Source organism: Photorhabdus sp. S10-54 (genome assembly GCF_963878145.1).
Classification (GTDB): Bacteria; Pseudomonadota; Gammaproteobacteria; order Enterobacterales; family Enterobacteriaceae; genus Photorhabdus; species Photorhabdus kayaii.
The window spans coordinates 14,829-37,318 of sequence record NZ_CAWNXG010000032.1 but is presented as its reverse complement, the minus strand read 5'-3'; the positions used below and the strand labels follow the sequence as shown (position 1 = coordinate 37,318).

Genomic DNA, 22,490 nt, shown 5'->3' with positions numbered 1-22,490 from the left:
ACAGAATAAGACACGCAAATTTAGAAAAACTACGGTAACCGTTTAAATAATATAGCTTTAATTCACTTACTTTTAATGCTAGTTTCTTGATAATTATTCATAACTGAAATAATTATTCAAGTTAGCTAAAAGTTAAAATAACATTGAGGATTTGTCATGTTCAATTATTCAAAGCATAAGACGTATACCAATTTGTTCAAAGAGAATAAAATCAGTATCGGCATGTTTTTACCTCTCAGAGCATTAAACCAAGAATCTGATATTACACCTGAAATCGATCTTATTCGTGAAATCGAACAACAAAATTTTTCCGCCATTTGGCTGAGAGATATTCCGCTGTTCGATCCCAATTTTGGCGACATCGGCCAAGGCTTCGATCCATTTATCTATGCCGCCTGGCTAGCCGCATTAACCAGTAAAATCGCCATCGGTTTCGGCAGCGCCATATTTACATTGCGACACCCCATTGATTTAGCTAAGAAAGCAACGTCTATTGATCAATTATCAAATGGCCGATTAATACTGGGTGTCGCCGCAGGAGACAGAATGTCAGAATTTCCTGCCTACAACATACCTTATAATGAAAAAGGGATGCGGTTTGTCGAATCAATCAATATGTTCAGAGCGCTGTTAGATAACAACCATCGCACCATTAACAGCCCATTAGGTTATATTGATGGGAATCTACGCCTAATACCCAAAGCGGTCAATGATTTTATCCCTCTGATAGTCACCGGGCGTGGGCAACAAGATATCAAATGGATCGCGGAAAATTCGGATGGATGGTTTACCTATCCTATTCAAACCCATAATAAAGAGGGCGTCGCCAGACTCGGTAAGAATATTAGCGAATTTAGACAAAATATCCCGGGAAATATGTTCAAACCGCACTTAACTAATGAATGGATTGATTTAGTTGAGGATAAACATTATCCCAGAACACCCACGAATGGCGGGTTTATCCTGAAAACCGGTCGACTGGGACTGATTGAATTGTTGGAAGAGTGGCAAGAAGTCGGGGTTAATCACGCGGCTCTTGGAATTCAATATGGCAAAAGGCCCTCTAAAGAGGTTATTCAAGAAATCGGCGAAGAAGTATTACCAGCTTTTGTTTAAAAAAATAAAAAAATTATTACTAATAAAAATTTAAATATTTAAGGAAGTTTACATGAACCAGGTGGAATACGATATTATAGGCGTAGGATTTGGGCCATCCAATATCTCATTAGCCATAACATTGGAGGAAGAATCACCCAACAAAAAAGTGTTGTTCTTTGAAAAAGAGCCATCATGCGAATGGCAAGCCGGGTTGTTATTAGCAAATTCTGATATTCAAAACCACCCCTTACGGGATCTTGCGACGCCAAGAAACCCGAAAAGTCACTATTCATTCATCAATTACCTGTTTGAAAATAACAGGTTATTTGAACATTTAAACTTAGGGTTATATTTTCCATATCGTTATGAATACCGTGATTATATCAAATGGGCGGCCAAACATTTTGATAAAGTCGTTCGCTATTCAACATCAATAACATCCGTTAAAATTATTGATAATTATCATGGAGAAAATAAAATCATTGAAGTCCAAACAAACGGAGGAGAAACCTATCAATGTAAAAATCTGGTCGTCGGAACAGGAAGAACACCTTATATTCCTTTATCTCTTCGACAACTTGGCCATGACCATTTAATTCATGGTGCAGAATTCAACAAAATTATCGGTAATATTTCCAGCGGAAAAATAAAAAGTATTGCTGTCGTCGGAGGCAGTCAATCTGCCATCGAAATAATGATATTTTTAGCAGAAAAATTTCCTCACCTTGAAATTCACGGTGTATCAAGGAAATTTGGTTACCGGCTTAAAGATACCTCTCCATTTACAGGCGAAGTTTATTTTCCTGAATTTGTAGATACATTTTTCAACAGTAAAGAGGAACATAAAGCGAGATTAAAAAGAGATCTAAATCTGACAAACTACTCTGCTTCCGATGGTGATGTTCTCGACGAACTTTATCGGACTATCTATAGAGATAAATATTTTGGTCAGCATAAGATAAAAATTCATAATTCAGCAGATATTGTTGAATCTAGCGTGAAAGATTCCATTGTTTCATTACAGATAGTAAAAAATCATGGGTTAGAAGAAACATATCAAATAGATGTCGATATGGTTGTCTCCGCCACAGGTTTTAAAGACATTGGCATAGAAGAATATCAGGAAATCTGTCCTCCTCTTCTTGCAGAACTCTATCCATTAATGAGTAAAAATAACCATAACGGAATCATAATAAATAGGGATTACAAGATAAATCTGATTCATTCTACCAATATAGGCATTTATCTAAACGGATTATGTGAATCTTCACACGGTTTAGGTGATGCTGGATCATTGAGCTTAGTTTCTATTAGATCTAAGCACATTATTGACTCTATTGAAAAAAATATAAAAACTCAAAAATCTATTCATAATAAAAATAAAATCGAGGCTTAAAATGAATAAAGTTAATATTCACACCACAATACCAGGCCCATTTTCAAAAGTCGCGTTGGAAAAACAATTAGAGCAAGAATCAAGCGCTGTGTCATACCCTAAAAGGATTCAGTTTTCATTAGAGAAAGGCGACGGCTGTTATGTTCAGGATATCGATGGCAATGTATTTATCGATTTTTTATCCGGCGCAGGCTCTTTACCATTGGGGCACTCTCATCCTGAATTAATTGCCGAAGTTAATGCGCAAGTATCAAAACTCTGCCTGGGCTTGGATTTCCCCACGCCCGCCAAAGAATTTTTTACCGAAGCGCATTTATGTATGTTACCTGAAAACCTGCGCAACAAATATAAAATACATTTTTGTGGACCAACAGGTGCGGATGCCATTGAAGCCGCCATTAAGCTGGCAAAAATATCCACCGGAGCTGAAGAAATTATTAGTTTCAGAGGCGGCTATCATGGATGTACTAATGGCGCCATTGCCGTTACTGGCAATAGAAGTATGAAGAAAAATATATTAGGAAGAATGCCTGGCGTCCATTTCTTTCCCTATGGTTCAGAATCTCAATCCTCAGAAAGTTGGGTACTCAATTCAGATCACATTGATGCCGGGTTATATCTTGAATCCGCCTTAAATGATGCAAATTCTGGATTAGGGAATATTGCCGCAATCATTCTGGAACTTATTCAAGGTGAAGGTGGCGTTTATCCCGCACAAAAATCATTCGTAGACAGTATTATCCGTGTCTCAAAAGCCCATTCTATTCCGGTTATTATTGACGAAATTCAAACTGGCTGCGGCAGGACCGGAACCTGGTATGCTTTTGAACAGTATAGTATTGAGCCTGATATATTTGTTACCTCAAAAGGCACCAGTGGAATCGGATTACCCTCTTCCCTGATGTTCTATAAGAAAGATTTCAATAACTGGACGCCGGGTATTCACATTGGCACCTTTAGAGGAAATCAACTGGCATTCGCCTCCGGTGCAAAAGCCATTGAAATAATAAAGCGTGATAATTTACTGGAGAACGTTAAGCAGAGATCAATACAAATCAAAAACCATCTTTCCGAATTGAAAAATGACTTTAATATCATTGGTGAAATTCGTGGCAAAGGCTTAATGCTCGGTGTTGAAATTCTTAACGCCAGAACAGGTAAAGCATGTGAAATAACAGCCAAACATATTCAAAAAATCGCTTTAAATAAAGGGCTAATAACAGAGTTAGGTGGAAGAAACGATACGGTATTACGCATTCTTCCGCCACTCAATGTTAGTAGTGATACCATTGAAGAAGCCACAGAGATTCTTCGAAATACATTTTTAGCCTATATGAATGAATTTCAACTGTTAGAGGAAGGTGTGCAATGACTATTATTCGAAAAATGGATTGGAATTCAATGGTTCATGAATATGATCTAGACGGTTCAAGGCTGTTGCCGTGGGAGGGGCTAAATGCGCCATTTGGTGGTGCATGGTGTATTGTACGACCAGAAACTAAAAGTTTCCACCATTCCCACAATGAATATGAATTATTTATTGTTATCCAAGGTAATGCCATTATAAGAATAAATGATGAAGACTTCCCGGTCGCCAAAGGGGATTTAATTCTTATTCCGTTAGACTCTGAACATCATGTAATAAATAACACTCAGGAAGATTTCCACTTTTATACCATATGGTGGGACAAGGAAAGTGCATTGAATTTTCTTACCAGGTTAAAGCAGGTTTAATAATGAATAAATATATTGTCACCATCACACCACCAACGCCAAATGGCGATCTGCATGTTGGGCATATAGCCGGACCATTTCTAAGTGCAGATATATTTACTCGCGCTCAACGTTTAAAAGGTGAAAAGTGTTACCTGATATCCTATTCAGATGATTATCAATCTTATTTACAACGCAAAGCGGAAGAAACAGGTACAAGCGCACCGGCTCTGGCGAAAGAGAATTCAGAAAAAATACAGGAATCATTAAGCTTAATTGATATAAAACTGGATCATTGGCTGGAGTCATACGGTAACCGCTATTTTGAAGATGCCGTCAAGATGCTTTATCACTCTTGTTTAGACCAAGGCATTATTGCACCAAAGGTGAGTTTAGAACCTTATTGTGAAAAGTGCGCAAAATGGGGCTATGAAGCCTTCGCCAGAGGTGGATGTAACCATTGTGGCGAAAGCTCAGATCCAAGTCAGTGTGAATCCTGTGCAATGGCGCCGGACGCATCTGAAATGACAAATTTGCGCTGCGTTTGGTGCAATGAAAAAGTCGTTTATAAGCATGTTGAGCGTCAATTTCTATTATTGCCGGCGATTGCCGAAAAACTGAAAGAGAAAATTCTTAGTTCTCCTATGAGGCCACAATTAACAGAATGGGTCGAGGAAGTTTTTGCGCATGGTATAAAAGAGTGGGGCGTGACTCGCCCCTATGAATCAGGGCTGAAGCTCCATTCTGATGAAAATCATCGTATTCATACCTGGTTTATGGGGTTAGCCGGATATTTAGCAACATTGAAAGAACTTTCCGGAAAAAATGCCGATGCGGATAATCCTTATAACCTTATTTATGATGATAATACTTGTATGGTCAATTTTTTAGGCATGGATTGTTCTTATAGCCACATTCTTGCGTACCCGGCCCAAATATTATTGAACGAGGAATTACGCTTTAAACATGCTTTCTATACCAACTTCTTCTTAAAACTGGATGGAAAAGATTTTTCAACCAGCCGCAATCATGCTATTTGGGTAAAAGATATCGTCAAAAATGCCTGTTCTGATAGTGTCAGGTTCTATATCTCTCTTATATCGCCAGAACAATCTTCTGAGAACTTTGTCGTAGAAGAGTTCTGGACATGGCGAAATCATATCTTTAATTATCTGCTGCCTAAAATAATTGATCATCTGGAAAAAATGGATTCGGATAATATCACCAACCCCATCGTATTATCAGAATCAGAAACAAAAATTATCGAAAGATGGCAAACCTATTCCAGATACGATAATTTTTCGATTAAGGAAATTGCGGCTGAATTAATGGAAATGTTAGATTTATTAAACGCAAAATTAAATTACAATATTTTGGACAAAAATCTTGCGGTTTTATTCACAATTTTGTCTGAACCGATAATACCAAAAACATCCCAAAAATTAAAAGAATATATTACTCACCATGATATTGAGGCTTTCTGTTCATTATTAAATTTGTCAAGACCAGGTGTTTGATTATGCAAGCAGATAAAACCACACAAATTATTGTCATAGGAGGGGGAATAGTTGGCGCAACAGTTGCTGCAAACTTGGCATTGAAAGGACTCAATGTCTCCCTCATTGAGCAAGAAACTATTGGCGGTAATGGGGCAACTAAATTCTCCGGTGCATTATTCCGCGTACATGATCCTGATCATGAAATTGCTAAGCTCACACGGAGAAGTGTCGAGCTAATGCAAGAGAGTCAGGTCGGAAAAATATTTAAAAAAACGTTCAAACAGACAGGAATTATTTATGCCGCCGAACTCAATCAGAAGAATATTGAATTAATCAAAACAAGTATCAGGGATTATAGCGATAGCCTCTATCCTTTAGAGCTGATATCCGCCGAGAAAGCTTTCGAATTAACCAATGGCTGTTATTCCAAACATAACAACCGAATTATCCTTTTTGAGCCAAAAGGCGGATTTGGCTATATTAGAAATACCGCCTCAAATTTAGCACAAATCGTTAGAGATACGAGGAATCTAGTATTAGAAAACACCAAAGTACACGCAATAACAACCGAAAATGGCAAAGCCATCGTTCAGCTTTCTCACTCAACCATTGAAGCGGACTATATTGTTTTAGCTATCGGCGCATGGACAAAAACACTGGCATATAAACTGCCAGTTAATGCTAAAAGTATTCCTCTGGCAAATATTCGTACCCCCTACAGTACCAATATGCCAATTATAGATACCGAAACCGGCACACACATCGTGCCACTTAATGAATATTACTATCAAGCAGGTTCTAAGATTAGAAATGCCGCCGAGATACCAGAAAACATAGAATACAATGATAATATTATTGAAAACGATATCAGCGAAAGGCTTATAAAATCTAATTTTAAACATCAACCTGAAAACATTCTCTCTATAATTAAAGGATATGATTCATATACTCCCGATGAACGACCTATTCTCGACTTTATAGATGAAGAAAAAAAATGTTTTGTGGCAACGGGCTTTTGTGGCATAGGATATAAAATTGCTTTAGCTGTATCTGAGATTATTACATCAAATTTATTGCCAACTGAGCTTTCGGCTAATTTTCTCAAACAGAAAAATCAGACTTTTTCCTATTCACGATTCACCAATTAAGATAAATAAAATGAATAGTAAGCTTATTTGTGGCATTTCCGCCATTTTAGATCCTAAGAGATCAATACATGCGTTAACTGTCATACGTGCTATTGAGATATTTAAAGATCTACATAACAATAGCACACTTGAATTTATCTTCAGCGAAGATTATGGCTCAATTGAAGGAGGCGCTAAAGCGGCACACTATAATATCGAGAACAATGTCGATATGGTCATCGGTCATTTCTCAAGTAACGCGGCAATAGGTGCGGCGGAAGTCTATTCACACCATAATATTCCAGTTATGTTACCTACTGCAACCGAAACTACTTTAACCATAAAAAATAGCAATATATTCAGACTTTGCTTTAATAATAAAAATATTGCCCATGCACTCGCTGCACTAATCAAAGAAGATGAAAATCGCTATTATGAGATAAAAACCGATGGCTCAAAATATAGTAATAATCTGGCAGAAAATATTCTCAGAATGTTGGGCAGAAATGACACCGAGATAAAATCCAATGACAATATCGATCAAGTTATTTTCATTGGCACCATCGATAAAAGTGAAAAATTTCTTCATAGCTATTTCTCTGAAAAGAGAGATGGAAAAATCATCCTTACTGATGATGCTGCATGCAAACAACTTCATTTGCCAGAAAATGTGGAAAATGGACAAATTACCGGTATCGGGTTTGCTCCCGTCGAATTCATTAACCCACTGGAATCCTGTATCCAACGCTATATCCAACAATACGATCAATTCCCTAATATCTTCTTTCTTGAAACTTTTGCCGCATTGGAGATTGCTCATCAATTAGCGACGTCCGATAACTTATTGCATCGTTTGCAAAGAGAAACATTTCAGACAACCCTCGGCCACATTAAGTTCATTAAAGGGGAGTGTTCAGCCGCTAAATTATGTTTATGGACGAATGAGAATTCCACGATGAAGCCACGCTATATTTTACCTATTAATTCGAGAGCTTAACAATGAATTCAAATAATAAAAAATTTATAGATGTACTCAGTATTGGCTTTGGCCCCGCCGGCCTCGCACTGGCTTGCGTATTTGATGAACATAAGACTGAACATCATTCTCAATGGCAACATAATTTCTTAGCGCTTGAAAAAGCAGATTCTTGCGCCTGGCATCCTAATTTATTATTACCAGGAACAGACATTAATCATCATGTTTATCGAGATTTAGTGACTCCCAGAAACCCACAAAGCCCTTATAGTTTTGCCATGTATTTGAAAGACAAAAATCGCTTGTTCAAATTTGGCTTATTAGGTCGTCCCGCAAGTCGCTTTGAATGGTCAGATTATATGATCTGGGTTGCACATAAAATGGAAAGTTATGTGCAATATAGAAAAAACGTGACTCATATATCCCCAGTTATCAATAATGGGTTACTGGATGGTTTTAGTGTCTCCGGGGAAAACTTTGAATATATTACCAATAAACTGATATTATCCAGTGGCTCAACGCCATTTACACCCAAAATGTTTGATAAATTCCTGAGTGATCATGTTTTTCATACCTCAGCATATTTAGAAAAAATAAATAATTTCCAGAGTAATATACCTAAAAGATGGATAGTTATTGGTTCTGGTCAAAGCGCCGGCGAAGTGATTGCTGATTTAATCAATAAAAAAGAGGATATTGAAATTCTCTCTCTGCATCGTTCAATCGGCTTTAAAATCGCACAACTAGGCCAATTTCCCAATCTGGTATTTTTACCGGAAAAAATTGAGTACTTTAAATCCTTAAGCCCAGAGAATAAAAAAGTATTCTTCGAACATATTAAAAGCACCAACTATTCAGGCATTGATGTTGATGAAAGCCAATCGCTATTTTCAATTATGTATGAAGATGAAGTGATTGGCAAAGAGCGTCTCCGCATGATGGTCAATTCAGAAATGATGACTATTAACTACTCTCACGGAGAATACCAGGTTGTTATTAAAGACATTTTTACTGGCGAAGAGACTACCCATATTTGTGATGCTATCGTACTAGGTACAGGATATTATCAGAATCCTCTGCCTGATCTACTGGCAAAATTCGATCAATTTTTAGTAAAAGATTTTGCAGATGGGCTTACCATCGATAATGACTATAAAGTGAAATTAAAAAATTGTGGTGACGCTCATCTTTATGTCAATGGCCTTTCAGAACGAACTCATGGCATTAGCGATGCTCAATCTTTTTCTGCGGTCGCGATAAGAGCAGAAAGAATATATGAGTCTATTAAAGCAAATACCAAAACAACTGATGATTACGCTATTTAATCTTTACAGGGGAGAATTAAATGATAGGTACAAATGACAAATGGGATATCAGCCAGGAAATCATCTCTACACTATTTCCTGATATGCATCAACGTAATGATATTATTGAATTTTTAAAGAATTCAATTAACAATCATATTACTGAATTACCAACAATGGCAGTTAATCCTTCACTTTCCAAAGTCGATATTTACCATGCTTTATCAAAATACACCTTTGATGGCAATTTTTCACCAACAGAGGTTTTAAATGATGTATTACACCTTATGGGAAAAGGTATTGTCCATGTCACCAGCCCACATTATTTTGGGCTATTTAATCCATCATCAACTTTCTGGGGCGTGATTTCAGATTTCATCACTGCGCTATATAATCCACAATTAGCGGTCTGGAGTCACGCCCCGGCCTGCGTTGAAATAGAGGAAAAGTTAATTAAATATTTTGGCGTGCTCGCCGGGTTTAATCCTGATAATAGTGGAGGGGCATTCACTACTGGCGGTGCAGAAGCAAATTGTACGGCACTTATTTGTGCCCTGACAAAACATTTTCCCGATTATGCCCAACAGGGTTTGCAGTCAATAAAGGGACAACCTGTTTTTTATATCTCTTCCGATAGCCATCTTGCCTGGTTAAAAATAGCATTACAATCTGGTTTAGGGCACAACGCGGTAAGATTAATCGCAGTCGATGATACAGGAAGAATAGATATTTCAGGTTTAACCGAAGCTATTGATAATGATATAGCGAATGGCAATAAACCTTTCATGATTGTTGGAACCGCCGGAACGACAAACGCTGGTATTATTGATCCGCTGCCAGAACTTGCTGCTGTAGCAAATAAATATCAGCTATTCTTCCATATTGATGCAGCATGGGCTGGCGCAATCCTGTTAAGTGAGCAATATTCCCATCATCTCAAGGGTATTGAACACGCTGATTCTATTACCATTGATGCTCATAAATGGCTTTCCGCGCCAATGGGTACCGGCATGTTTATATGTGCAGATAAACAGATTCTGACAATACCTTTTGCTGTCTCCACCAATTATATGCCGATCAGTGATGATATTAATTCCGATCCTTACATCCATTCTATTCAGTGGTCACGACGTTTTAACGGCTTAAAATTATTTATGCCGCTGGCTATCCTGGGCCGAACTGGATTTAGCAATATGATCGATTACCAGATCAATCTTGCTGATTATTTAAGATCGCAACTGGCGAAAAACGATTGGCAGATATTAAATCCCTCTGCGTTACCTGTTATTTGCATCCGCGATAATGGGGATTTTGATGTTAATAAAATCTTAGAAAAAGTATTAGAGATGAACAAATGTTGGATCTCAATAACCACCTTTGCCAATACAAAAGCCCTGCGCCTTTGTATATCCAGCTTTAGATCCAGTAAGTCAGATATTGATCAGCTTATCGATACTTTAAATATGGCGAGAAATGCTGTGCCAATGTAAATGTCTATTACGCTCACATCACCACCGACTCTTGAATAAAGATCGGTGGTTTTTTTAAGTCTAATTTGCGATCCATAATAGCAATCTCTTTCCACTATAGAAACAGCACCGATACCTAGCACATCAGCAACATCTGCGAATAAACCTGATAAATCATCCATTTAATCGGCTGTTCCCCACCGATAGCACTCGTTTGAAACGGAGTGTGGTTTTGATTTGGATATAAGCGGGAATCTGTGTTGATTTACCGCCAGTATAAGCAGCAGAAGCTCCATCCAAACGGTATTTCACCTTTAAACGCTCTAGTGCTTCAAGAATAACCGCATCAGAACCTCCCGGAGAAGCAGGCATTATTTTCCCAGTAATACTGTTTTTCCGAGCCTTGGTGTAAACACCGTATCCTACTTTCAGCAATTGACCTTCTTTGACTAAATTACGCAGTATCCTTCCTACCTGATCGTAACCGGCAATATCTTTAAAGTCGTCACGGATGAACACATAACGTTTTGATCGCTTCAAACGCGCCTGAATACGTTCTTTAATAATCATGAGGGACTCTCCAGAAATCATGATCGATAAGCGTAGCAAACATACGACATTTTTACTAGCAAACAAACGACATCTCGCGCTGTAAAATATTAAATCTTTTCCATGAGTTGCTTAAACATCAGCAACGTACTGAGCAACAAATGGCGCTGCTCAGAAGTCAAACGTAAATAACGACGACTGGCCGGCAATCGACTAACAACCTCAGAAGCGGCAAAATGTTCCACCTCAAATTGCCATTGCCCCTGATGAATATTCAAAACGAGATCCCGAAAATCCAGTTCCGCTAACGTTTCGCCAATTAATGGATACTGATTAAGTAAATCAATAATCTGTTGCCCAAACTCTGCACCATGACAACAGTAATAAGTCACGGTTTTTCGCCGAAATATCCCCTTTACCTTGGCTTTAATAACGATTTTTTCCTTGAGTGACGTGATTCCCTGCAAACGAAAACAACAACTGACAATATAAGCCAGAAACAGCGTCTTCGGCTTTTCACAAACTTCAATCTGCAATCCATCAGGTAATGTCACTTGCAAACTTTCTGCTGATAAACGCTCACAACAATAAGGCGATAAATTCTGTTTCAACCGGCTTAGCGTTATACCTGCCTGATAGCCAGTAGGATAGCGGGGTTTATTTAACCGCCGCCAAATACCATCAATTAAGGGAACGAAGTGGCTCAAGTTGTACCTCCGGCAATTCACCCTTAGTGAAAGTATGTGAAAGTACCTGTTCAACGGGTACGGGTTTAAACGGATTCACCCGTTGCACACAGAGCGTCCAAAACAGGGCATAGCTGGCGGTCAAGCCCAACATGATGGCGAATGGAATATACACATCACCGGGATTCATTCCCGGAGGTGTAATGTGAATGATCGCCAAAATAATTCCTACACTAGAGACAATTTGAGGTAATGGGAAAAAAGGGGATTTATAAGCACGATGTAAATCAGGTCTGCGGATACGCAGCAATATCACAGAACATGTCACCAGCAAATAAGCGACACACCAGGCACATACCGCTGCTAATACCAAAGGCATAATCCGGTTCAAGTCACCCTGAATAATAAAGGTATGTAAACAGGGGAGCATTACCGCAACCAAAATCCCAAATATTGGCGTTTTAAAACGTGGATGTAAATAAGCAAAAATACGCGGTAATGCGCCATCCAATGCCATACCATAGAGAATACGCGGTACCGCCGCCATCAGGGTATTAATTGTTGCCGCTCCCGCCAGTAATAACCCGATACCAATCCAATATTTACCAAAATCCCCCATCACCTGGCCGGCAAAAGCAGGAATGGCCATTGGTGTTTCCAGTAAGCGAACGTTATTTTCTACATCCACCAGCACATTTTCTACCTGATGGCTGATTGACGCTCCATATAGACCCATACAGAACGCCACCCCACACAGGCCCGTCACCATTGCTCGCGGCAAAACTTTGGCAGAATTTTTAATTTCCGGCGCCATTGGCGTCACTAGTTCACAGCCGACAAACATAAACATTGCCATTCCTACTAAACTCAGCACCGCCAAGGGATCGCCGAGATTAAGCCCTTCACCAAACCAACTCTCCAGCGGCACAGCAAATGGCATTAATAATCCGCAAATACTGAAAATAACCAAAGTACTCCACATGCAGAATGTCAGCACAATTTCGACTTTACCGAACGCTTCAATACCCAACGCATTAAGTAATCCGAACGTAATAACAAGCCCAACACCAACCATCCATGAAGCGTTATGACTTTCCACCATCGTATTAAGGCTGTCAAAATTCACCAATGCCATAATACCGGAGAGGATCGTTTCTGCTGTACCCGCAAAAATATGAACAATCAAATAAGCCGAAAGTGCGCCGGTAATTGCCCAGAACCGTCCCATGCCACAAGAGATATAATCATAGACAGAGCCGGAGGTAGGCAAAATAGCTGCCGCCTCAGCAAACGTCGTCACTTGGGCCTGCATCATGATAAAACTGATCAGCATTGCCAGTACGAAAGTGTCACCGCCAATCCCAAAGCCACTGGTCACGGTCAGAATAACCGGGCTTGCCATGATCACCCCGACAGAACTTGCCAGTGTGGTAGGAAACCCCACCACTCCCTTTTCAATATGCGAAGTCAGTCGTGTTGACATCTTCATTTATCTTCCCTTTTACTTCCGGTCATAGAAATAACGCTCACAGCGATTTATTTGTGAATTTTTTGTAAACTTTATTGAGGATAAATACACTATAGAAAGTGAAACGGAATACCGGCTATCGTCCTAAAGAACGATACCTAAAGGGGGATTCATAGCCGAAAAGGTGTGACGAAAAATACCAGAAAAAAACAAAAATCAAAAATAATCACTTAAATATCAATCAATAAAAAATAGATTACTTAATCAATGCATTAAGAAATTATTTCAGATATATACCAAAACCTCTATTCTCAACAGGTGATCATCACGGTGAGAAATTTCAATTATTGCAATCTATATCACGTTATTAATATGTTTATTTTGTGTTGACTCTGGATTTTAATTAGCATTTGATTAATCGTCAGAATTGATTTATCCAGTTAGACATTATTCTAAAGGGAGAACTTTCTTGTCTACTGTACTACCGAATAGCCGTGAAAATGCTCTAATCCACAGCTGCTTAAACACCATTGCGCATCTGATTCCTATCTCAGCCGCAGCATTCTATTTGGTGAATAATGAATTACGCCCTGAGAATTACATTCTATATGGTATTTCCGACGAAACTCACCAGAATTATCTGACTCATTTTCAGCACTTAGATCCATTAAAACCGGCTAATTATCAACAAAATGATATCAATATGGTTGGCATGGATCAGAAAACACTAACTAAACATAACAAATATTATCATGAATTTATGCAGCCAAATAATATACAGGACATCGCCGAAATATTTATCCGTCAACACAACCGAATTATTGCCGGCGTCTCTTTATTACGAGATACCCCATTTACACCAAAAGACTTTAACCGCCTCAGTGCTATTCTGCCATTAATTGAATTAGCTGTCAGAGACTTGCTTCCTGAAACCCCCACTATTTTGACAGCTAAAGAGCAAGAAATTATTAATTTAATAAGAGAAGGATCAAGTAACAAACGTATTGCACAGATACTTAATATTTCCCTATCTACCGTCAAAACCCACCTGCGCAATATCTTTGCCAAAACAAAAGTGACTAATCGCACTGAATTGGTTTCCAACGGGTTTATTACTCGACATTTGTGATTGGTAAAAACTCACCCAATGTCGGCCAAGATACAAGGCAAAAAGCCCAGAAAGAGTCAAATAACATTACTATTCGCCTCATTTGGTGAGTAGAATAGAAGCCTTATTTGACTCACGGGTGAAGCAAATGTGGATATGGGAACAACCGAAATGGCCGGAATTCCATTGGAATGTCAATACTATTGCACCATTACTGCGAGATGTGCATTTCAATCAGGGACTGTTATTAGGCAAATCTGATTATGAAGACACCAAGCAGGCAACACTTGATAGCCTTCTATCTAGCATACTCTATTCAAGTGAAATTGAAGGAGAAAGACTGAATGCAGCTTCGATACGTTCATCATTGGCAAACAGATTAGGTATTACGGAAGAAAAACCTTATCCAATCGTAGAAAAGAGTGACGGCATTACAAAGGTTGCTCTTGATGTGATAGAAAATAACCACTCCGATTTAACCCTTGAACGCATACTCAAGTGGCATCAGTTGATATTCCCCGAAAGCTATACCCTGTTCAATCCGATACAAGGAGGCAAATTACGCGAAGGGATGATAGAAGTGGTATCCGGTCGTTTGGATAAGCCAACCGTTCACCTTGAGGCACCACCACCAGAAAAAATGGTCGATGAAGTACCCCAATTTATAACGTGGTTCAATCAATCCAGAACAGATACTAGTCTCGATCCCATCATCAGAGCAGCAATTGTCCATTTATGGTTTGTAACAATCCATCCTTTAGACGACGGAAACGGGCGCATTACCCGATTTTTAACAGACCTTGCACTTGCCCAAGCCGAAAACCGTTCAATTCGTTTCTATGCAATGTCGGTAAGTATTTGTCATCATCGTAAAGCGTATTACGAAATCCTTGAAAGTACTCAACGTGGCGGTTTGGATATTACTGATTGGTTGGTTTGGTTTTTGAAAATACTGAATGAGACCTTAACAAATAAATTGAAAGAAATTAATCAGGTTGTGCAAAAAGCTAAATTTTGGCGCCGGATAGACCAGATTCAACTTACAGCAGAGCAAACGAAGGTGCTAAACCGTATGCTGGATGGCAATTTTGAGCAAGGCATTAGTAGCAGCCAATATCAAAAGGTAGCGAAGGTCAGTCGCGCCACTGCAACCAGACACCTGACACATTTGGTTGAGCTAGGTTGTTTAGAAAGTACTGGTGCTGGTGGTCGTAGCACTCGTTACCTTATTAATCACGAGTATTGAATTATAGTGGTGAGTAGTACACAATCAACCTGCTGCCCTGAGAATGATGCCGCGCGCGATAAATTTCCCTCATTCGCGCAATAAATGAAGCGGTAATTGCGTTTCATCTATTGAAAAGTTTTTACATAACTAATCGTTATAGATATGACTGTAGTTTATCCAATTTACCCATTTTTCCTCTGAATCTGTAGTACGAACCGTTGGGCAACTTGATATCGAGACGCGACTTGCTACCAGTCATCTCAATGTAATGTTTGAAATAGCCAAGTTTGTCAGCGGCCTGAACATACCTATCGTACATTTTCTCCTCGTCAGGCTTCAAACTCCTTCAATTCTGCATTTGCAATTTTTTACGGAATGGTATAAAATTTTATACATCCAAATAAGGAAGGAAACTATGATAAAAATCAGGAGCGGTACTAGAGAAAGAAATTGTCTGTATTGGCCCTTCTTGTGAAGATTTGTTAGCCTTTCCTTACAGATCGCACGTAAAGACGCAGGCTATCAGTTTCATAGAATACAGCATGGAATAGATCCTGAAGACTGGAAACCCTTTTTTGGCATCGGTTCTGGTGTAAAAGAAATGCGGCTAAGAGACAGTACAGGTATTTATCGTATTATGTATATTGTTAAATTTGATGAAGCTATTTTACATATTACATAGTTTTTAGAAGAAAACTTAACAAACGAATAAACAGGACAAGGATATCGCTAAAGTGCGATACAACGTAGTTATCCAGCATCGGGGAAATATCAAATGACCACTAAAATTGACACTGAAATTCGTAGGGTAACTCCAGCCGGACGTAATATATTTTCTGAATTAGGTTTTACTGAGCAAGAGGCTCAACAACTTCATACAACTTCTTTACAAGAAATAGAAAACACACTGCAAATTAAAGAACGGTTAATGGAAGAAATTACTTTATGGATTGTGGATGAAAAAATGAAACAAGCTGAAGTAGCAGAGATGTTACACATTTCTCGTCCAAGAGTGTCTGACGTTGTGAATAAAAAAGTAAATAAATTCACCATTGACGCATTGGTTAATATGTTAATCCGTATAGGGAAACCTGTTCAGATTACGGTGGGTTAAAGCACATATATTAACAATTCAAAATAGGAGGCACTTAGAATAGGTGCCTCTTGGTATTTCAAAATGATTCAACCTTTCGGTTCAATACCACGTGCCAGCAGCTCTTTGCGCAAAATTCGTTTTATCCATGTTGCTAAAGATGTATCACCATCTTTCTTCATTTCTGCTTCAAGCTGGAGACGAAATTCCTCTGTTAACCTCATAGGAAATTGAGGAGATCTTTTATTTTGTATTGACAAGGTATATACCCTATGATTTAATGCTACTGTATATACCAGTGTATATTCAAAGAGTTTCAAAAACAACGGAGCTTGGTAGTGTCTCACCACTAATCGGGTTTCTAACCACAACATTATTGGAGCTAATGCTATGGCTAACGCTAATAGTAACATACGCACGCATTCAAAACGCTATACATTTATAACGTACCTTTCTTATCGATTGATAATCGAACTTCGCCCATTACACATGATTTCAGCATTGCATACAATTAAATAAGGAAGGAAAACTATGACGAAAATCAGGAGCGGTACAGAGAAAGAAATTGCCTGGATTGGTTCTTCTTATGAAGACTTGTTAGCCTTTCCTATAGACACACGTAAAGACGCAGGCTATCAGCTTCACAGAATACAGCGTGGAATAGATCCTGAAGACTGGAAACCCTTTTCTGACATCGGTTTTGGCGTAAAAGAAATACGGCTAAGAGACAGTACAGGTATTTATCGCATTATGTATGTTGCTAAATTTGATGAAGCTATTTACGTATTACATAGTTTTCAGAAGAAAACTCAACAAACGAATAAACAGGACAAGGATATCGCTAAAGTGCGATACAACGCAGTTATCCAGCAACGGAGAAATATCAAATGACCACTAAAATTGACACTGAAATTCGTAGGGCAACTCCAGCCGGACATAATATATTTTCTGAATTAGGTTTTACTGAGCAAGAAGCTCAGCAACTTCATACAACTTCTTTACGAGAAATAGAAAACACACTGCAAATCAAAGAACGGTTAATAGGAGAAATTACCCTATGGATTGTAGATAAAAAAATAAAAAAAACTGATGTAGCAACAGTATTGCACATTTCTCGTCCAAGAGTATCTGATGTTGTGAATAAAAAAGTAAATAAATTCACCATTGACGCATTGGTTAATATGTTAACCCGTATAGGGAAACCTGTTCAGATTACGGTAGGTTAAGACGCGCATATTAAAGTTATTAGGATAATTTAAAATAAGAGGCACTTAGAATGGGTGCCTCTTGGTATTTCAAAATGATTCAACCTTTCGGTTCAATACCACGTGCCAGCAGCTCTTTACGCAAAATTCGTTTTATCCATGTTGCCAAAGACGTATCACCATCTTTCTTCATTTCCGCTTCAAGCTGGAGACGAAATTCCTCTGTTAATCTCATCGGAAATTGAGGAGATCTTTTATTTGGCATTGACAAGGTATATACCCCATGATTTAATGTATATTGTATACACCAGTGTATATTCAAAGGGTTTCAAAAACAACGGAGCCCGGTAGTGTCTCACCACTAACCGGGCTTCTGACCACAACATTATTGGAGCTAATGCTATGGCTAACGCTAATAGTAACATACGCGCACATTCAAAGCCCTATATATTTATTAACGCCCGTTCTAACCGACTGATAATCAAACTTCCCCCATTACGCATGATTTCAATATTAGCTACCACGGAAATAGAAGTTTGTACTCTGCTAGCAGGCTTTCCTTTGGTATTTGCCTCATGCAAACCACTAGGGGAACTGAACCATGCTTAATACTAAGAATATTAAGAATACTTCGGACATTGAGAACTACTGCGATATCTTCTATTCCGACATGGCGAATGTTGTGTCAGTACTGGATACGGCGGATATGAGTGAGCAAGATATTGAACTACTGGAAGAAGCCTGCGAAGCTAACAGTGCTGGGCTCTGTCATGGGTTACATTTTCTGGGAGATACTCTTATTACTTTTGCCGCTAATGACGTGGTAGAATTCACCCCAGAAAGTCTTTGTCAGTTAGGCCATTGTCTGGTTGCTATCAGCTCACTATTGCCGATGTTATTTACTCTGTATCAGAAAACCAATAAAGAAACTCAGCTACGCAGCCTTTAACTCTGAAATAGCCTAAGCGCTCATTATGCTAATCGCTTCCACTTGTAATCCCATGATCTACAAGTGGATGCCATCCACGTACATCTTATACTGCTTTGGAATCATCCCCGATATAGTCCGTAACTGCACGGAATTGGTTACCGTATCAGAAATAAGAATAGGGCCATTAATCCCTTATTCCGTAATTCTGGGTTTTTCAGGCCAATAAATATCTGGCGCTAAGCTAGCATCAACACGGTTTAGCAATACCCTATATTTTTTCAAAGCGGTCAACCGAGAGTTTTCCTCATCACTCGCCATCCCCAAATCTACCGCATCTTGTAACGGAGCTATCTGTTTACTTACAGTGAACATAAGTTGCTGTTTCTTATGTTCTGCTTGTTGCTGTTGTTCCTGCCTGAGTTTTATCACACTGCTTTCTGATATTATCCACTTTTCACCATCGTATTTATGATAAACGGACGGAGCGCGTTCAGTAAGCACTGGATAACCCTCTTTATTACTAACAATTGACAAACCGTGTGACTGCCCTGTAAGTAATTCATTGTGTTTCTCTGCTGTTATTTCAATGCATTCTTCATGAGCTTCACTATAAAAAGCGCCTTCTTTTCTGGAGAAATAAACCATTTATACCCCCCAAAATAATATATGAACAACTTTGCTTGGATTCTCATTGTTGTTGGGAGTGCCAGCCTGATATTCAAACGTCGATAATGTTGCATTACGTACTAATGTGTGACCTGTTGATGTATTTATACTCGACATGCTTGCGACATAGCCAATAAACTGATTTTTAAAAGAAATTGGATAATTGATTTTTACCCATGACTGTTGGTTTGATGCCACTTTAACCCATTGAATAATGATTCCCGTATCCCCACATTGCCACCAGCCATTTTCAGATTTTATAGCTGCATTTTGTAATGCGAGTGTACCGCTTCGCTCAGGTATTAATATATTATAACGTCGCTGATTGCTCGGATCGTTAGAATAAACATGTAACAATTTTCCTTCCGAACCATTAATTCCTACCACATACCCATCTTTCGATTTGAAACGCAGCTCAGGAAAAGGCGTTTTACTATCAATCAATAAACTACCAACGGTTGCAGTTTTATCGCTAGAAATGCACAAGAAAGTATTATCGCTCTCAGATTTAGTATAACTTCCCACATCCCCGGCATTTAATGAAATATCAGATGACAACGCTTTTCCATTCACTTTACGAATAGATGGTACTCGGCTATTAGCGTTGTTATTTGCAGCTACAGCACTTTGATTCGCCGTATTCGTCAGTGATTGCACAAATGCTGTTGTTGCAATCTGAGTATTATTAGCGTTTTTAGCAGGTGTGGGGGCAATTGGCGTTCCTGTGAAAATGGGACTGGCTTTCGGTGCATATTGAGTATGTGGGTCTTGCACCTCAGAATGTTCCCTCAACTCATTCCCATTTTGTTCTAGTTTCTGTTTAAGATAGCTTGTGCGGTTGACCAACTGTTTAGCCTGCCGATTGGAAATACCATCAGGCCCGCCTAACACGGGGTCTGAGGTTTCTATCTGATACACTCCCTCTGACCACTGTGGGGTTTCCGGTAAATTAGCCATTTTAACTGCTCCCATAATTGTAACTACCGTCATAATTGACAGTATTGTTGTAACGAATTGATACAGACTGATATTCCAAGCTGGCAAGGTGGCAGCGTGCAGGCGCAAACGCGGCCAGTGTGGTACGCAGTAGCGAAGCTTGATCATTGGTAATAGGTTGTTGAAGTATGACGCGATAATCTGCCCAGGATGTTGAATCTCCATGAACATAATTACCGTTATGGCTGGCATGACCGTCATAATTAATTTGACCAGTGCCTTCAATTAAATCAATTTCACCAAACCCAAAACGACGGATAATTTCACGAATTGACCACGGTGTACCTTTATACCGATGCAATTCTATAGCTGACTTGAGTAACGTGCGGCGAGCCTTGTCTGATTCGACAAGCTCCCAGCCATCGCCAAATAGGGAGAATTGATTTGCAAGCCAATGCAACGCGCTGCTATCAACAGTATCAATGAGATAAACCATTAATTGGGTTAAATCGATATCATCAAAACGGGAGGCCAACTGACCTAATACACGCATACTGATATCAGCTTCCAGTGGAGGTGGTAGATGTAACTTAACCATCAGCGAATCCAGTGACCACAACAGTGATACCGATACAGTTCGCCCATTCATTTTCACCTACAATCTGAAACATAGGAGACTCCAGTACGACTTGATAGACGCCAGAAACAGACAATGTTGAGATGATTTGGCTGGGAACAATATCTTTCCCTAACGTTGTTGCTCGTTCAGCTACCCATGTTTGTATGGCCTGTTCTGCTGCTGATTGAATACCGGGTGCATTAACGCCACTGTACAAGGTCAGTTTAGCCTTGATGGTATAATCAATCTTCACGGGAGGTTTTGCATGTACAGTGTCAGTCAACGGGCGGATTTTTTCGTCAGAACAAAAACTTTTCACCAGCGTTAAAATGCTTTCATCTGGCAACCCCGTCGCCAATAGTGGAAACAGTTCAACAACACCCGGAATGGGAGACCTGACTGCGACATCAACAATATTAGGGTGAGCACGCATGGCATGAAAGCGATAAGCCTGACGACTGCCCGCATTAGTAAACGATTCAGGGGCCATCTTGATTCGTACACGTAGCCTCTCGTCACTTTCCTCTGCCGAACCACCACTACTCACTATTGTGTTGGTCACTTGCAGGTCAATGTCGTCGATTTCATCCAACAATGTACTGACTTGTGCTGGTTGCCAGCTATTCCCTGATAATCCAGCATCTGTACAAGTAGCTGTGACATTAACGAAACGTGTACCTGCATTCAGAACAGCATCTGTATTAGTAGCAAAAGTAATACTGTCCGATGCATTAACACGCGTCCCCACAGGAATGAGCACATCTCGCTCTAACGCATCATCAATACTAAATTGCAGTGTTGTATGCGCCGGTTGGGCGGGTAGCCGATATACTCCGACCAATTCCCCTAAGTAGTCCAAAATGGGCGCATGGGCAAACTCGACCAGATTCTGCTTGGCGGCTTCCTGAACTTGCATTCTGGTTAGTGCTTCACGATATGCAAATAAATTGATCAGCAGGCGCTCTGCCTGTGCTGGGTACAAAGTCTTACCTACATCAGCCTCATACTTTGCAATCATTTCGGTTGTGATTTTCTCTACATCACGCTCGATAAAATCAGGTTCTGTCAGCGCCATAGCAACTCCATAGATTGTGTAATGCCATCAACTGCTGTCCAATTCACACGCAGAGTTAGGTGTTCTCCATTGACAGTTGGTTTCACGGAGAGCAACTGGCAACGAGGTTCCCAACGTGTAATAGCATCAACAGATTCCCTGACAACGTGGGGAATCGCGCGGTCTATTGGGTAATCAATATAAAGGTGCAAGTGACTGCCGAATTCTGGTCGATGTGGATCACTACCACGTGGTGTACGTAGAATAATGAGTATTGCTTGGGAGATGTCATCCAGCCCACAGGCAATTTTGCCTGAGTTCTGGAGAGCGGGTTGCCAAAAAACAGAGTGTGAGTTCGTATTCAT

The 22,490-nt window shown here is 39.4% G+C and carries 27 protein-coding genes; 17 read left to right on the top strand and 10 right to left on the bottom strand.

Features of this window, described 5'->3' with window-relative positions:
• Positions 1-156 precede the first annotated feature (156 nt).
• The 9 genes from AACQ83_RS16500 to AACQ83_RS16460 are packed head-to-tail and all read left to right on the top strand — an operon-like array spanning position 157 to position 10,603.
• Entirely contained in the window at positions 157-1,116 is a 960-nt protein-coding gene (locus AACQ83_RS16500; protein WP_112878835.1) for an LLM class oxidoreductase, read from the top strand.
• Positions 1,117-1,168: 52 nt separating this feature from the next.
• Complete coding sequence (locus AACQ83_RS16495) at positions 1,169-2,494, top strand: lysine N(6)-hydroxylase/L-ornithine N(5)-oxygenase family protein (protein WP_112878834.1); 1,326 nt, start codon at positions 1,169-1,171, stop codon at positions 2,492-2,494.
• Between the two features lies 1 nt (position 2,495).
• Positions 2,496-3,866, top strand: coding sequence for an aspartate aminotransferase family protein (locus AACQ83_RS16490; RefSeq protein ID WP_112878833.1), 1,371 nt, complete (start codon positions 2,496-2,498; stop codon positions 3,864-3,866).
• Positions 3,863-4,228, top strand: coding sequence for a cupin domain-containing protein (locus AACQ83_RS16485; RefSeq protein ID WP_112878832.1), 366 nt, complete (start codon positions 3,863-3,865; stop codon positions 4,226-4,228). The genes AACQ83_RS16490 and AACQ83_RS16485 overlap by 4 nt, the downstream gene beginning before the upstream one ends.
• A 2-nt stretch (positions 4,229-4,230) precedes the next feature.
• Complete coding sequence (locus AACQ83_RS16480) at positions 4,231-5,724, top strand: methionine--tRNA ligase (RefSeq protein WP_158537792.1); 1,494 nt, start codon at positions 4,231-4,233, stop codon at positions 5,722-5,724.
• 2 nt (positions 5,725-5,726) lie between these two features.
• On the top strand, positions 5,727-6,854 hold the full coding sequence (locus AACQ83_RS16475) for an NAD(P)/FAD-dependent oxidoreductase (protein ID WP_112878830.1): 1,128 nt from the start codon (positions 5,727-5,729) through the stop codon (positions 6,852-6,854).
• Between the two features lie 10 nt (positions 6,855-6,864).
• On the top strand, positions 6,865-7,830 hold the full coding sequence (locus AACQ83_RS16470; protein WP_112878829.1) for an ABC transporter substrate-binding protein: 966 nt from the start codon (positions 6,865-6,867) through the stop codon (positions 7,828-7,830).
• Between the two features lie 2 nt (positions 7,831-7,832).
• Positions 7,833-9,134: a SidA/IucD/PvdA family monooxygenase gene (locus AACQ83_RS16465; RefSeq protein ID WP_112878828.1), complete on the top strand. Its 1,302-nt coding sequence runs from the start codon at positions 7,833-7,835 to the stop codon at positions 9,132-9,134.
• Between the two features lie 20 nt (positions 9,135-9,154).
• Complete coding sequence (locus tag AACQ83_RS16460; RefSeq protein ID WP_112878827.1) at positions 9,155-10,603, top strand: pyridoxal phosphate-dependent decarboxylase family protein; 1,449 nt, start codon at positions 9,155-9,157, stop codon at positions 10,601-10,603.
• A 153-nt stretch (positions 10,604-10,756) separates the two neighbouring features.
• On the opposite strand, the gene AACQ83_RS16455 is transcribed toward AACQ83_RS16460, so the two are convergent.
• From AACQ83_RS16455 to AACQ83_RS16445, 3 genes are all read right to left on the bottom strand, one after another.
• Positions 10,757-11,152: a DUF6088 family protein gene (locus AACQ83_RS16455; protein WP_112878825.1), complete on the bottom strand. Its 396-nt coding sequence runs from the start codon at positions 11,150-11,152 to the stop codon at positions 10,757-10,759.
• Positions 11,153-11,241: 89 nt separating this feature from the next.
• On the bottom strand, positions 11,242-11,838 hold the full coding sequence (locus AACQ83_RS16450) for a DUF3156 family protein (protein ID WP_192881041.1): 597 nt from the start codon (positions 11,836-11,838) through the stop codon (positions 11,242-11,244).
• Positions 11,813-13,306 (bottom strand): APC family permease, encoded by a 1,494-nt coding sequence (locus AACQ83_RS16445; protein ID WP_112878824.1) that lies wholly within the window; start codon positions 13,304-13,306, stop codon positions 11,813-11,815. Before AACQ83_RS16445 ends, AACQ83_RS16450 begins: the two co-directional genes overlap by 26 nt.
• A 448-nt stretch (positions 13,307-13,754) precedes the next feature.
• On the opposite strand from AACQ83_RS16445, the gene AACQ83_RS16440 reads away from it, so the two are divergent.
• The 4 genes from AACQ83_RS16440 (at position 13,755) to AACQ83_RS16425 (ending at position 16,735) form a co-directional block, all read left to right on the top strand.
• Positions 13,755-14,414 carry a response regulator transcription factor gene (locus AACQ83_RS16440; RefSeq protein ID WP_112878823.1) on the top strand — a complete coding sequence of 220 codons (660 nt, stop codon included), beginning with the start codon at positions 13,755-13,757 and terminating at the stop codon, positions 14,412-14,414.
• A gap of 127 nt (positions 14,415-14,541) precedes the next feature.
• Positions 14,542-15,639 (top strand): Fic family protein, encoded by a 1,098-nt coding sequence (locus AACQ83_RS16435; RefSeq protein WP_112878822.1) that lies wholly within the window; start codon positions 14,542-14,544, stop codon positions 15,637-15,639.
• A gap of 481 nt (positions 15,640-16,120) precedes the next feature.
• A complete protein-coding gene (locus AACQ83_RS24685) occupies positions 16,121-16,303 on the top strand; it encodes a type II toxin-antitoxin system RelE/ParE family toxin (RefSeq protein ID WP_370446072.1) in 183 nt (60 codons plus the stop codon).
• A gap of 93 nt (positions 16,304-16,396) precedes the next feature.
• A complete protein-coding gene (locus tag AACQ83_RS16425) occupies positions 16,397-16,735 on the top strand; it encodes a helix-turn-helix domain-containing protein (RefSeq protein ID WP_036843600.1) in 339 nt (112 codons plus the stop codon).
• Positions 16,736-16,803: 68 nt separating this feature from the next.
• On the opposite strand, the gene AACQ83_RS16420 is transcribed toward AACQ83_RS16425, so the two are convergent.
• A complete protein-coding gene (locus AACQ83_RS16420; protein ID WP_036843602.1) occupies positions 16,804-17,127 on the bottom strand; it encodes a hypothetical protein in 324 nt (107 codons plus the stop codon).
• A 118-nt stretch (positions 17,128-17,245) separates the two neighbouring features.
• On the opposite strand from AACQ83_RS16420, the gene AACQ83_RS16415 reads away from it, so the two are divergent.
• Together AACQ83_RS16415 and AACQ83_RS16410 are read left to right on the top strand one after the other, a co-directional pair.
• Positions 17,246-17,605 (top strand): type II toxin-antitoxin system RelE/ParE family toxin, encoded by a 360-nt coding sequence (locus AACQ83_RS16415; protein WP_036843604.1) that lies wholly within the window; start codon positions 17,246-17,248, stop codon positions 17,603-17,605.
• Positions 17,602-17,940: a helix-turn-helix domain-containing protein gene (locus AACQ83_RS16410; RefSeq protein ID WP_036843606.1), complete on the top strand. Its 339-nt coding sequence runs from the start codon at positions 17,602-17,604 to the stop codon at positions 17,938-17,940. The genes AACQ83_RS16415 and AACQ83_RS16410 overlap by 4 nt, the downstream gene beginning before the upstream one ends.
• Before the next feature lie 79 nt (positions 17,941-18,019).
• Here AACQ83_RS16410 and AACQ83_RS16405 read toward each other — a convergent pair whose 3' ends face one another.
• Positions 18,020-18,184 carry a hypothetical protein gene (locus AACQ83_RS16405; protein ID WP_152963025.1) on the bottom strand — a complete coding sequence of 55 codons (165 nt, stop codon included), beginning with the start codon at positions 18,182-18,184 and terminating at the stop codon, positions 18,020-18,022.
• A 137-nt stretch (positions 18,185-18,321) separates the two neighbouring features.
• Here AACQ83_RS16405 and AACQ83_RS16400 point away from each other — a divergent pair, with 137 nt between their 5' ends.
• Together AACQ83_RS16400 and AACQ83_RS16395 are read left to right on the top strand one after the other, a co-directional pair.
• Complete coding sequence (locus AACQ83_RS16400; protein WP_071992938.1) at positions 18,322-18,528, top strand: hypothetical protein; 207 nt, start codon at positions 18,322-18,324, stop codon at positions 18,526-18,528.
• The gene (locus tag AACQ83_RS16395; protein ID WP_036843609.1) at positions 18,521-18,868 is read left to right on the top strand and encodes a hypothetical protein; all 348 of its coding nucleotides are present in this window, start codon (positions 18,521-18,523) and stop codon (positions 18,866-18,868) included. Before AACQ83_RS16400 ends, AACQ83_RS16395 begins: the two co-directional genes overlap by 8 nt.
• Before the next feature lie 174 nt (positions 18,869-19,042).
• Here the strand turns inward: AACQ83_RS16395 and AACQ83_RS16390 are convergent, their stop codons facing one another.
• The 5 genes from AACQ83_RS16390 to AACQ83_RS16370 are packed head-to-tail and all read right to left on the bottom strand — an operon-like array spanning position 19,043 to position 22,490.
• Entirely contained in the window at positions 19,043-19,495 is a 453-nt protein-coding gene (locus tag AACQ83_RS16390; protein ID WP_036843610.1) for a tail fiber assembly protein, read from the bottom strand.
• Positions 19,496-20,473 (bottom strand): gp53-like domain-containing protein, encoded by a 978-nt coding sequence (locus AACQ83_RS16385; protein ID WP_240000835.1) that lies wholly within the window; start codon positions 20,471-20,473, stop codon positions 19,496-19,498. It lies immediately after the preceding gene.
• A gap of 1 nt (position 20,474) precedes the next feature.
• Complete coding sequence (locus AACQ83_RS16380) at positions 20,475-21,050, bottom strand: phage tail protein I (RefSeq protein ID WP_370446071.1); 576 nt, start codon at positions 21,048-21,050, stop codon at positions 20,475-20,477.
• Positions 21,043-22,146, bottom strand: coding sequence for a baseplate assembly protein (locus AACQ83_RS16375; RefSeq protein ID WP_112878821.1), 1,104 nt, complete (start codon positions 22,144-22,146; stop codon positions 21,043-21,045). The genes AACQ83_RS16380 and AACQ83_RS16375 overlap by 8 nt, the downstream gene beginning before the upstream one ends.
• Complete coding sequence (locus AACQ83_RS16370; protein ID WP_112878820.1) at positions 22,137-22,490, bottom strand: GPW/gp25 family protein; 354 nt, start codon at positions 22,488-22,490, stop codon at positions 22,137-22,139. Before AACQ83_RS16370 ends, AACQ83_RS16375 begins: the two co-directional genes overlap by 10 nt.

What these genes read in the sequence shown, in the direction of transcription:
- AACQ83_RS16500 (WP_112878835.1), top strand. Translation starts at nt 157, where the DNA reads ATGTTCAATTATTCAAAGCATAAGACGTATACCAATTTGTTCAAAGAG.
- AACQ83_RS16495 (WP_112878834.1), top strand. Translation starts at nt 1,169, where the DNA reads ATGAACCAGGTGGAATACGATATTATAGGCGTAGGATTTGGGCCATCC.
- AACQ83_RS16490 (WP_112878833.1), top strand. Translation starts at nt 2,496, where the DNA reads ATGAATAAAGTTAATATTCACACCACAATACCAGGCCCATTTTCAAAA.
- AACQ83_RS16485 (WP_112878832.1), top strand. Translation starts at nt 3,863, where the DNA reads ATGACTATTATTCGAAAAATGGATTGGAATTCAATGGTTCATGAATAT.
- AACQ83_RS16480 (WP_158537792.1), top strand. Translation starts at nt 4,231, where the DNA reads ATGAATAAATATATTGTCACCATCACACCACCAACGCCAAATGGCGAT.
- AACQ83_RS16475 (WP_112878830.1), top strand. Translation starts at nt 5,727, where the DNA reads ATGCAAGCAGATAAAACCACACAAATTATTGTCATAGGAGGGGGAATA.
- AACQ83_RS16470 (WP_112878829.1), top strand. Translation starts at nt 6,865, where the DNA reads ATGAATAGTAAGCTTATTTGTGGCATTTCCGCCATTTTAGATCCTAAG.
- AACQ83_RS16465 (WP_112878828.1), top strand. Translation starts at nt 7,833, where the DNA reads ATGAATTCAAATAATAAAAAATTTATAGATGTACTCAGTATTGGCTTT.
- AACQ83_RS16460 (WP_112878827.1), top strand. Translation starts at nt 9,155, where the DNA reads ATGATAGGTACAAATGACAAATGGGATATCAGCCAGGAAATCATCTCT.
- AACQ83_RS16455 (WP_112878825.1), bottom strand. Translation starts at nt 11,152, where the DNA reads ATGATTATTAAAGAACGTATTCAGGCGCGTTTGAAGCGATCAAAACGT.
- AACQ83_RS16445 (WP_112878824.1), bottom strand. Translation starts at nt 13,306, where the DNA reads ATGAAGATGTCAACACGACTGACTTCGCATATTGAAAAGGGAGTGGTG.
- AACQ83_RS16435 (WP_112878822.1), top strand. Translation starts at nt 14,542, where the DNA reads ATGTGGATATGGGAACAACCGAAATGGCCGGAATTCCATTGGAATGTC.
- AACQ83_RS16425 (WP_036843600.1), top strand. Translation starts at nt 16,397, where the DNA reads ATGACCACTAAAATTGACACTGAAATTCGTAGGGTAACTCCAGCCGGA.
- AACQ83_RS16420 (WP_036843602.1), bottom strand. Translation starts at nt 17,127, where the DNA reads ATGTTACTATTAGCGTTAGCCATAGCATTAGCTCCAATAATGTTGTGG.
- AACQ83_RS16415 (WP_036843604.1), top strand. Translation starts at nt 17,246, where the DNA reads ATGACGAAAATCAGGAGCGGTACAGAGAAAGAAATTGCCTGGATTGGT.
- AACQ83_RS16410 (WP_036843606.1), top strand. Translation starts at nt 17,602, where the DNA reads ATGACCACTAAAATTGACACTGAAATTCGTAGGGCAACTCCAGCCGGA.
- AACQ83_RS16405 (WP_152963025.1), bottom strand. Translation starts at nt 18,184, where the DNA reads ATGCCAAATAAAAGATCTCCTCAATTTCCGATGAGATTAACAGAGGAA.
- AACQ83_RS16400 (WP_071992938.1), top strand. Translation starts at nt 18,322, where the DNA reads ATGGCTAACGCTAATAGTAACATACGCGCACATTCAAAGCCCTATATA.
- AACQ83_RS16395 (WP_036843609.1), top strand. Translation starts at nt 18,521, where the DNA reads ATGCTTAATACTAAGAATATTAAGAATACTTCGGACATTGAGAACTAC.
- AACQ83_RS16390 (WP_036843610.1), bottom strand. Translation starts at nt 19,495, where the DNA reads ATGGTTTATTTCTCCAGAAAAGAAGGCGCTTTTTATAGTGAAGCTCAT.
- AACQ83_RS16385 (WP_240000835.1), bottom strand. Translation starts at nt 20,473, where the DNA reads ATGGCTAATTTACCGGAAACCCCACAGTGGTCAGAGGGAGTGTATCAG.
- AACQ83_RS16380 (WP_370446071.1), bottom strand. Translation starts at nt 21,050, where the DNA reads ATGGTTAAGTTACATCTACCACCTCCACTGGAAGCTGATATCAGTATG.
- AACQ83_RS16375 (WP_112878821.1), bottom strand. Translation starts at nt 22,146, where the DNA reads ATGGCGCTGACAGAACCTGATTTTATCGAGCGTGATGTAGAGAAAATC.
- AACQ83_RS16370 (WP_112878820.1), bottom strand. Translation starts at nt 22,490, where the DNA reads ATGAATACGAACTCACACTCTGTTTTTTGGCAACCCGCTCTCCAGAAC.